General features: G+C 69.6%; 6 protein-coding genes and 1 pseudogene. 4 read left to right on the forward strand and 3 right to left on the reverse strand.

Features of this window, described 5'->3' with window-relative positions; all coding sequences use genetic code 11:
* Positions 1 to 458: pseudogene (locus ACTWQJ_RS43845) on the forward strand (zeta toxin family protein); the annotation flags it as partial.
* A gap of 63 nt (positions 459 to 521) precedes the next feature.
* On the opposite strand, the gene ACTWQJ_RS43850 reads toward ACTWQJ_RS43845, so the two are convergent.
* The gene (locus tag ACTWQJ_RS43850) at positions 522 to 848 is read right to left on the reverse strand and encodes a hypothetical protein (RefSeq protein ID WP_443311979.1); all 327 of its coding nucleotides are present in this window, start codon (positions 846 to 848) and stop codon (positions 522 to 524) included.
* Positions 849 to 983: 135 nt separating this feature from the next.
* Between ACTWQJ_RS43850 and ACTWQJ_RS43855 the strand changes: the two genes are divergently transcribed.
* The 3 genes from ACTWQJ_RS43855 to ACTWQJ_RS43865 all read left to right on the forward strand — a co-directional run bounded on the left by ACTWQJ_RS43855 (position 984) and on the right by ACTWQJ_RS43865 (position 5285).
* Complete coding sequence (locus ACTWQJ_RS43855; protein ID WP_443311980.1) at positions 984 to 3680, forward strand: ATP/GTP-binding protein; 2697 nt, start codon at positions 984 to 986, stop codon at positions 3678 to 3680.
* Between the two features lie 275 nt (positions 3681 to 3955).
* Complete coding sequence (locus ACTWQJ_RS43860; RefSeq protein WP_443311982.1) at positions 3956 to 4684, forward strand: SDR family oxidoreductase; 729 nt, start codon at positions 3956 to 3958, stop codon at positions 4682 to 4684.
* A gap of 193 nt (positions 4685 to 4877) precedes the next feature.
* On the forward strand, positions 4878 to 5285 hold the full coding sequence (locus tag ACTWQJ_RS43865; RefSeq protein WP_443311983.1) for a DUF7919 family protein: 408 nt from the start codon (positions 4878 to 4880) through the stop codon (positions 5283 to 5285).
* A gap of 92 nt (positions 5286 to 5377) precedes the next feature.
* Here ACTWQJ_RS43865 and ACTWQJ_RS43870 read toward each other — a convergent pair whose 3' ends face one another.
* Both ACTWQJ_RS43870 and ACTWQJ_RS43875 read right to left on the reverse strand, forming a co-directional pair.
* Positions 5378 to 5830: a hypothetical protein gene (locus ACTWQJ_RS43870; protein ID WP_443311984.1), complete on the reverse strand. Its 453-nt coding sequence runs from the start codon at positions 5828 to 5830 to the stop codon at positions 5378 to 5380.
* A 98-nt stretch (positions 5831 to 5928) separates the two neighbouring features.
* Positions 5929 to 6738, reverse strand: coding sequence for a transposase family protein (locus ACTWQJ_RS43875; protein ID WP_443311985.1), 810 nt, complete (start codon positions 6736 to 6738; stop codon positions 5929 to 5931).
* Between the last annotated feature and the right edge of the window lie 116 nt (positions 6739 to 6854).

The raw sequence follows: 6854 nt of genomic DNA on the forward strand, positions 1-6854 counted from the left end.
TCCGTGAGGCCGACTCCCGCCAGGGCACGGCTGCCCGCTACGCCCAGGTGAGCCAGCTGGGCGGGGCCCCGCGGTTCACCACGGCCGCCGGGCACAAAGCCTCTTTCGCCGTTCTCCCCGAGACGGTGGCACTGGCCGAGCAGATGTCGGCGGTCGACGAGGTGATGGTGATGCGGCGCGACACTCATCTCTTGTACCGCAACTACCTGACCGGCCTGGGGCGTTGGGACCGGAAACCCGCTGGCGACCTCGCCGTGATCGGGGAGCATTACCGCCCCTACACCGCCGAGGAGGCCGCGCAGTTCTGGGCGAATCAGCGCTGGCTGCACGCGGCGATGCCGCAGTACCGCGACGACCTTGTCGCGATCGCCGGGCTGGCATGCCCGCTGATGCCCGCCCAGCGGCTGCACCAACTCGACGTGCCTGCCCCCGCGGCCGCGCTGCCCGTGCCCGTCTAGACCTGCCGTACGGCACAGCGTCCACACCGGGTTCCGGGCCGTACGGCACGGTGTCCGCCGCGGCTACGCCTCGGGGCGCGGCTCAGTGGCTTCCAGCTCCTTCAGACGTGCGGCGTAGTCGGCGGCGATACGCGAGGTCTCCTCGGGCCCGGCGTCCCTCAGCCGGTGCTGGTCCTCCACGCACTCCTGCCGACGCGCCTTCAGCTCCTCAAGGCGCTGCTGGTCGCCCGAGCGCCGTGCGAGCAGCAGCGCCCGGCTGTACCAGGCGATGACGTTCCCCACGATCTCGTGCGCCACCTCATAGCCGGCGGCGTCGCCGCCGCCTGGGCCCGGGGCCGGCCCCGACGGGGGCTGCGGGTCGGGGGACGAGGGCGATGCGGAGTCATGCATGGGAGGACCACCTCAAGGTTGGGAACCATCAGCGAAGAGATCATTGTCGGGTGGGCTGGAGCCACGGCTGTGGCCGGCCACGGTACGCGGCATCATTGGGGTCGCAGATGATCACTTCTGGGGGGACCTCGTCACATGGCCGACCTTCGTGCGCTGTTCAGCTCCAATGACCCCGTGGGCAGCAACGAGGCGTTCACCAACCGCCAGAACCAGTGGAACCTCGTCGCCACCGCCATCGAGGAGCACCTGCGACACATCGCCGCCCCGGCCTTCGACGTTGAGGACCTCGAAGCCCCGCGCAACAACGTAATCACGTTTCATGGGGTGGGCGGCGTCGGCAAGTCGACCCTGCTGCGCAAGCTCGAAGCCTCGCTCACCGCCGCTGAACAGCGCCCCCAGCAGTGGGGTGCCCCCGCCTGGGCGGGCGAGAAGATCCTGCCCGTCCGCATCGACCTGGCCCGCTCGGCATCGACCGGTTCGGACTTCGAGCGTGTCGTGCTGACGATCCGGCTCGCCCTGGCCGCCGCCATCGGCCGCCCCCTGCCCAGCTTCGACCTGGCACTGCGCCGCTACTGGGACGCCCAGCACCCCGGTGAGCCGCTGGAGGAGTACGTCCGGCGCACCGGTCTGGTGGGGAAGTTCGGGCAGATGCTGCCGCAACAGATGCAGGCCGCGGTCAGCGAGACCATCGGTGCCCTGCAACTGCCCGGCCTGGTGGGCTCAGCAGTTGGGCAGGTCACCACGGCGCTCGTGCAGGCCCTGCGCGAGCGCCGCGAACGGGCGCGGGCCCTCGCCGGCTGCGCCCGCACCGCCGCCCTGCTGGAGGCCGAACCCGATTTGGAGGCGCTCTCCTTCTACCCGCACCTGCTGGCGTGGGAGATCAGCCGCCTGCCCGCCAAGAAGGCGACGGTGCCGGTCATCTTGCTGGACACCTTCGAGGACACCGGCGACCGCCACCGCGACACCGAGCGGCTCCTGCAACGCCTCGTGTGGCTCATGCCGAACTGCTTCTTCGTCATCAGCGGCCGCAACCGTCTGCCGTGGGCCGACGACGCCCTCCAGAGCCAGCTCGACTACACCGGCCCCGCCGCCTGGCCCGGCCTGGCCCCCCAGGTGGGGCAGCCGGCCCGGGCCGCCGGGCAGGGCGGCGCCCGCCAGCACCTGATCGGGGACTTCTCCCCGGAGGACTGCGACACCTACCTCACCCGCCGCCTCACCCAGGACGGCCAGCCGCTGATCGGTCCCGAGATCCGCGCCGTCATCACCCAGCGCTCGCACGGCCTGCCCCTCCACCTCGACCTGGCCGTCGCACGCTTCCTGGAGATCCGCCGCACCGGCCGCACCCCCACCCCCGCCGACTTCGACCACACCTTCCCCTCCCTCATCGCCCGCACCCTGTCCGACCTCACCGCCGACGAACGCCACGTCCTGCGCAGCGCCAGCCTGCTGGACGCCTTCGACCTGGACCTGGCCACCCACGCCGCAGGCCTCACCCACCAAGCAGCGGCGCGCAGGCTCATTGAGCGGCCCATGGTCACCGAGACCCTCTACGCGATCTGGCCCTACCACCTCCACGGCGCCATCCGCACCGCGCTACGCGCTGCCGACGACCGCACTGAGGACCGCTGGACCCCTGCCGACTGGCACCGGGCCGCCGAACGCGCCCTCGCCGCCCTCGGCCAGCAGTGGCAGGACGCCCACGCCCTCGTCCCCAGCCGGACCCTCCTCGTCGCGTGCCTGCGCCAAGGCCTGCGCTTGGCCCGCGACCACCACCTCGACGACCTCACCTGGCTCACCGACGCCGCCTACGCCTACACCGACGACTCCGTCTGGGAACCCGTTGCCCCACCCAGCAACACCGCGACCCCCTCCCCCAGCACCGAGCCGCAGCCGGGCCCGGACACGCCCGCCGACGCCCTGGCCGAACTCCTCGCCGCCATCTCCCGCCGCCAGCACGAGCACCGCGAACGCACCGCTGAGCGCCTCACCACCGTCCTGGGCACCGGCCTACTGTCCGGCGAACTTGCCGAACTCGCCCTGTACTACCGGGCCAAAGCCCACAAGGACCTCGGTCGCACCGACGCCGCGCTTGACGGCTACCGCCAGGTCGCCGACGCCGACGGCCGACTCGCGCTGCGCGCCCGCCGCGGCCTTGCCAACCTCGCCCGCATCCGCGGCGACTTCCCCGCCGCCCTCGCCGCCATCCCTACCCTGGGCTGGAAAGGCCGCCACCACCGCGTCCTGGGCCATATTCACTTGCCCCACGGCGACATGAACCGTGCCGTCGCCGCCTTCGAAGCCGCACGGACCGAAGCCGAACAGAACGACGCCCCGGGCGAGCGGGCCATCGCCCAGACCCTCCACGCCCTGGCCTGCGCCTTCATCGACCCGCTTCGCGCCGACGACGAACTCGCCCTCGCCCACCAGTTCCTCGCTCAGCTCGATCAACGGGCCACCACCCTCCTCGCCCAGGTCACCGCCCTCGTACGCGACGCCGGCACCGACCGCGACGTCACCGGCCGCGCCACCGTGCTGCGCACCGAGATCACTGTCGCCGGGCTCGCCTGGCTCACGCCGCTCCTGGAGACCGCTCTCGCCTTCCATCACGCCGTACGCGGCGCACAGGACGACCTTGCGGCCACCATCGACCGCCTGCGCGAGGAAACCGCGAACGGCGACTTCGCCTACTACGTCCCCATCGCAGCCGCCATGGGTGACCTGCCCCAGCCCACCGGCCCCGCCATACGCTGGCTCGACGATGAACCCACTGTCCGGGCCCGCTGGCGCGCCCTGGTCACCGCCCGCCAACACCGCCTGCGCGGCACCCAGTAGCAGCGCCGCGGTCGACGACCGCGCCCGCCTACCGCAGGGAGCCGACGTTGCCCACCGCACGTCTAGAGCCCCAGGTCACGCCGCGCTTCCAGGCTGTACTCGCGCAGCACCGAGCCTGATGGCGCTCTTGGAAGACGGCCAGGTGGTGCTCACCTCCGCCTCAGACGCGCTCAGTGGAATTCCCCACCTGCGCTTCGACCGAGGGAGGCGTCCGGCGCGTTCGACGCCACGGCTACGCTCACGGTGATCAACACAAGGTAGAAGGAGGTGCGCGTATGGATCTCGCCGGGAAGACGGTGGTGGTCACTGGGGCCGGGCGCGGGTTTGGGAGGGCGTTTGCCTTGAAGGCGGGCCTGTTGCGTGCCCGTGTGTTCGTGTCCGCTCGCACTCTGGCTGCTGCTCAGAGAGTGGCCGACGAGGTGGCGGCCAACAGCGGCGCGAGAGTCGACGCGTTCGCCTGTGATCTGGCTGATCCGGCCACCATACGGGCCTTCGCGGATGGCGTCGCCGCTCACGCCGACCGAATAGATGTGCTGATCAACAACGGTGCCCGCTACCTGGAGGGCCCCGACCTGTCGGACGCCGACGACGACGCGATCACCGACACCATCGCCTCCGGAGCCACCGGCACCCTGCTGACGGTCAAGCACTTCCTGGCCCTGCTACGCGCTTCCGAGGGCGCAGATGTGGTCAACCTGGTCTCCTCAGCCGCGGAAGCCCAGAACCACCGCTCCCAGGCGCACCCCGCGTTCTACGCGGCCAAGGCCGCTCAGGCCGGCTTCGCTGACGTCCTCTCTCATCAGCTCCGCCCCGAGGGCATCCGGGTCATCTCGCTGTACCCGCCGGATTTCACGGACGGTGACCCGCTTCACTCCACGTGGGAGCACGCCTCCCGGACCGCAGACGACCCGCTGACCGCCCAATCCGTGCTCGACTGCGTCCTTTTCGCGATCGGTCAACCGCGAGACTGCTTCATCCGCTCCTTCCACTTCGAACAGCTGTAGACCACCGGCGCGCACCCACGTCACCACGGCAGGACGCTCGCTCCTTGTCCGCAGGTGCAAGCACCTGAGGAGCGCGAGCAACCCTGGCCGTTTTCAAGGCTCTGTCCGCAGTTCCGTGATCCTCGAGCGCGTTGTGGCGTGGTCGGGTCCCGGCACATGCGATTCGATCGACTCTGGTTGATAGACAATCATCATGACCTACTACGCAGACCTGACTCCGTACACGTACGACAGGGACAATTGGGATCCAGAAGCGTCAGGCTGCTGGCGAGGTGTCCCGCTGCTGAACGTGGGCTGGCTCAGCCGCAGTAAGACCTACTCAAAAGGGGCACCACCTTCGGGGTTGGTAGACGCGCTGCAGCGTATGACTCAGACGCATCGGGCCCAGCAGACGCGCGGCTATCACTTCTGCCCTTGGTGTGCCTCGAGACTGCTCGGACCGCGGGGCGACAGTCCACGGGGCAGTTCAGAGATACGCGTCATGGGGAACGGCGTCGCCTACGCTGCTCCTGAGCTGGTTGCTCACTATGTCGAAGCCCACAGCTACTTGCCGCCGACCGATTTCGTACATGCTGTGCTGTCGCCTGGTGCCTTCTCCTGACCCCGGGACTCATGGGTGGGTGAGGACGCGGGTCCGAAGGAGTGCGTACGAGGCCCGGCCATACATCGCTCTCTTGAGCGTTTTCACCCGGTTCACGTGTCCCTCGACGACGCCGGAACTCCACGGCAGGGTGAGGCCAGGGTGACGGCGTCGAGGTCCTGGCGGAGGAAGCTGGCGAAGCCCTGCACCGGCTTCGGGGCGTCATGCTCGGCCTGCCGGATCCACTCCAGCAGCAGGTATCCACGCCGATGACGGACCAGGTCGGCGAAGGCGCGGGCGAGGTCGCAGGCCCGGGTGATGTCCGGGCAGGCGAGCCGGACCTGAAGCAGCCGCTGGTCCTGGCTCTCCGTGAGAGTCTCGCGGGGCCGCATGATCCAGGAGGTGATCTTGCGGGGGCTGGGGATATCGGCTCGGATCGGTTCGGCGGTGCCCGCACGGAGGGCGGCGAGGTGTTTGCGGACTGCCTGGCGGCTGCCCCGGTAGCCGCGTTCGTGGATCTCGTGGAAGAGGCGGTGCCGCCGTGCTGGATTCCAACTTCTTCGCAAACGAGTTCTACTGTCGTGAGGCGAGTAAAGCGCCATCGGTCGGAGCAGGCACACGCTCGACGCATGACGTGTGCTCAGTGAGGTTTTCTCAGTGAAGATCACTTCCAGTGGCGGTTGAGGGCAAGGGCGGCGCGGGCTATGGCGCCGATACGGCTGGGGCTGAGGGTGACGCGCTTGAGCGTGCGCCAGCGTTCTTTGAGTTCGGCAGCGGTGCGCTCACCGAGGGCGCGGAGGTCTCTGACCAGGCAGTTCGTGGTGCGGGTGTCGGTGTCGAGGGCTTGTTCCGGCTTCCCCTTCGGGCGGCGGACCGGGACGCGGATGCCGATGCCGGCGCCGATGTGTCCCTTGTCGGCCAGGGTGGGCAGGCCGTCTGCGGCTGCCTTGTACAACGCGGGCAGGACGTGCAGCCGGGCGGCGGTGATGTCCGGGGTGGAGCCCGGCTCGACATCGGAGACCCACAGCGGGGTGCCGTCCGGGGCGGACAGGAACTGGACGTTGCCGCCGAAGCTCTTGTGTTTCTGGCTGAACCACAGGTCGTTGCCGTTGTCCCGAGTGCCGGCCAGGCGGTCGCTCTCGATGAGCATGCCGTCGAGGATCACGTGACTCATCTCCTCCTCGCGGCAGCGGTCCAACACCTCGTGCAGATCGGGTGCTTGGGCGGCGAGGATGTCGATGCCCTCGTGCAGGTAGCGATAGCTGGTGGCCTGGGAGATGCCAGCGTCCCTGGCCAGGCAGTGCACGCAGCCCCGCTCACGGAACCAGCGCAGCACGAGGACCGCCTGCCGGAACGTGCCCAGTGCGCGCGAGCCCCGCGGGGTGCCCAGACGACGGCGATGGGCGGCAAGCAGCCGGGAGAGGTGCACCACGATGTGGCGCGGGACATCGAGCGTGGCAGCATAGTACTCCAGCCGTAGTTCGTGATCTCGATCGTGAGGGGCGCCGAGGAGGCAGCTGGCAGCGTCGATCATCTGGACGAGACCGACCACGCCGTCGCGGGCGTCCGTTTCCTTCTCCGCCTACCCGA

The organism is Streptomyces sp. KR55, from assembly GCF_052245645.1.
GTDB classification, from domain to species: domain Bacteria; phylum Actinomycetota; class Actinomycetes; order Streptomycetales; family Streptomycetaceae; genus Streptomyces; species Streptomyces flavusporus.